The organism is Xanthobacter sp. NM-59 (assembly GCF_021401125.1).
GTDB lineage: Bacteria > Pseudomonadota > Alphaproteobacteria > Rhizobiales > Xanthobacteraceae > Xanthobacter.
Window position 1 is genome coordinate 1 of sequence record NZ_JACBFQ010000025.1, and the last position, 2312, is coordinate 2312.

The following is a 2312-nucleotide window of genomic DNA, read 5'->3' on the forward strand; positions in this document are numbered from 1 at the left end:
TGGCCGAAGGGGCGGCGGTGGCGGTGCTGGGCTTCCGCCCCGCCGATCCCACCGGCTACGGCCGGCTTTTGACCGAGGGCGACACGCTGCGCGCCATCCGGGAGGAGAAGGACGCCAGCGCCACCGAAAAGGCGGTGGGCTTCTGCAATGCCGGCCTCATGGCCCTTTCGGGGGATGTGGCGCTGGGTCTGCTGGAGCGCATCGGCAACGCCAATGCGAAGGGCGAGTACTACCTGACCGACATGGTGGAGCTGGCCCGCGCGGATGGCCTGAAGGCGGTCGCCGCCGAGGCGGACGTGGAGGAGGTGGCCGGCGTCAACAGCCGCCTCCAGCTCGCCGAGGCCGAGGCGATCCTGCAAGGGCGCCTGCGCCGGGCCGCCATGGCGGCGGGCGCGACCCTGGTGGCGCCGGAGACGGTCTTTCTTTCCGCCGACACGCGGCTGGGCCGGGACGTGGTGGTGGAACCCCATGTGGTGTTCGGCCCCGACGTGACGGTGGGGGATGACGTGGTCATCCATTCCTTCAGCCATCTGGAGGGGGCCTCTGTGGCGGAGGGGGCCAGCATCGGCCCGTTCGCCCGCCTGCGTCCCGGGGCGCGCCTGGAAAGCGGCGTGCGCATCGGCAATTTCGTGGAAATCAAGGCCTCCCACGTGGAACAGGGCGCCAAGATCAACCACCTCTCTTATGTGGGCGATGCCCATGTGGGGGCGCGCTCCAATCTCGGCGCCGGCACCATCACCTGCAATTATGACGGCTTCGGCAAACACCGCACCGAGATCGGCGAGGGCGCCTTCATCGGCGTCAATTCGGCGCTGGTGGCTCCGGTGACCATCGGCAAGGGCGCCTTTGTGGGCACCGGCGCGGTGGTGACCGACAGCGTGCCCGAGGATGCCCTGGTGCTGGCTCGCAGCCGGCAGACGGTGAAGGAAGGCTGGGCCCGCGAGTTCCGCGCCCGCAAGGCCAGGGAATGAGCCGCGCCCGCAAGTCAGGGATCCGCGCAAGTCAGCCCCCCTGCGAGTCAGCCCCCTGCAAGTCAGCGAGACTTGCGAGTCAACGAGACTTGCGAGTCAACGACCCTGCAAGTCAATGAGACTTGCAGGCCACGTCCCCGCTGAGGGCGGCCGCGCGGCGGCCGGCGCCCGCAGACAGGAACCGAAAGCGGAAGTGATTCTGGCCTTGCGGTGCAGCGGGGTAGGAATGAACCAGTCCCGCGGCGCACACCGATTCCCTGGCGGAAGCGGGGCGCGCGCAACGCAATGTGGAGCTTCAGTGCATGTGTGGCATCGTCGGCATCCTGGGTAAGAGCGCGGTCGCGGATCACCTGGTGGAGTCCCTGCGCCGCCTGGAGTACCGGGGCTACGATTCGGCCGGTGTCGCGACGCTGGAGAATGGCCACCTCGAGGTCTGCCGCGCCGAGGGCAAGCTGCGCCACCTTGAGCAGAAGCTGATGAAGCATCCGCTGCACGGCCATATCGGCATCGGGCACACGCGCTGGGCCACCCATGGCAAGCCCTCCGAGCGCAACGCCCACCCCCATGCCACCAAGCGGGTGGCGGTAGTGCACAACGGGATCATCGAGAACTTCCGCGAGCTCAAGCAGGATCTGACCGATCTGGGGGTGAGCTTCAAGAGTGACACCGACACCGAGGTGGTGGCCCAGCTGGTGGACCGCGAGCTGCTCGCCGGCCGCACACCGGCCGCGGCGGTGGAAGCCGTGCTGCCGCGCCTCAAGGGCGCGTTCGCCCTCGCCTTCCTGTTCGACGGTGAAAACGACCTGCTGATCGCCGCCCGGCGCGGCTCGCCCCTCGCCATCGGCTATGGCAGCGGGGAAATGTTCCTGGGCTCCGATGCCATCGCGCTCGGCAGCTTCACCGATCGCATCACCTATCTGGAAGAGGGCGACTGGGCGGTGCTGACCCGCGAGGGCGCCACCATCCGGGACGAGAGCGGCGCGGTGGCGGCCCGCCCCGTGCAGAAGGTGCCGGCCGGCGCGCTGCTGGTGGACAAGGGCAACCATCGCCACTTCATGGCGAAGGAGATCTATGAGCAGCCGGAGGTGATGTCCCATGCCTTCGGCCATTATCTCGACCTTGCCGCCGAAAAGGTCGCGCTGCCGGAGCTGCCGTTCGACCTGAAGGATGTGCGGCACATCTCCATCACCGCCTGCGGCACCGCCCTCTATGCCGGCGCTGTGGCGGAATACTGGATCGAGCAGTTCGCCCGCATTCCCGTCTCCATCGATATCGCATCGGAATTCCGCTACCGGGAAACGCCGCTGGAGCCGGGCGGGGTGACCATCGTCATTTCCCAGT

General features: G+C 68.2%; 2 protein-coding genes. Both read left to right on the top strand.

Translation table 11 applies throughout. The features are described 5' to 3' along the window. Positions 1-971 (top strand): bifunctional UDP-N-acetylglucosamine diphosphorylase/glucosamine-1-phosphate N-acetyltransferase GlmU (glmU, locus tag L0966_RS22120; RefSeq protein ID WP_234054266.1); only part of this gene is annotated, 971 nt, incomplete at its 5' end. A gap of 302 nt (positions 972-1273) precedes the next feature. Beyond that, positions 1274-2312 (top strand): glutamine--fructose-6-phosphate transaminase (isomerizing) (gene glmS / locus L0966_RS22125; RefSeq protein ID WP_234054267.1); only part of this gene is annotated, 1039 nt, incomplete at its 3' end.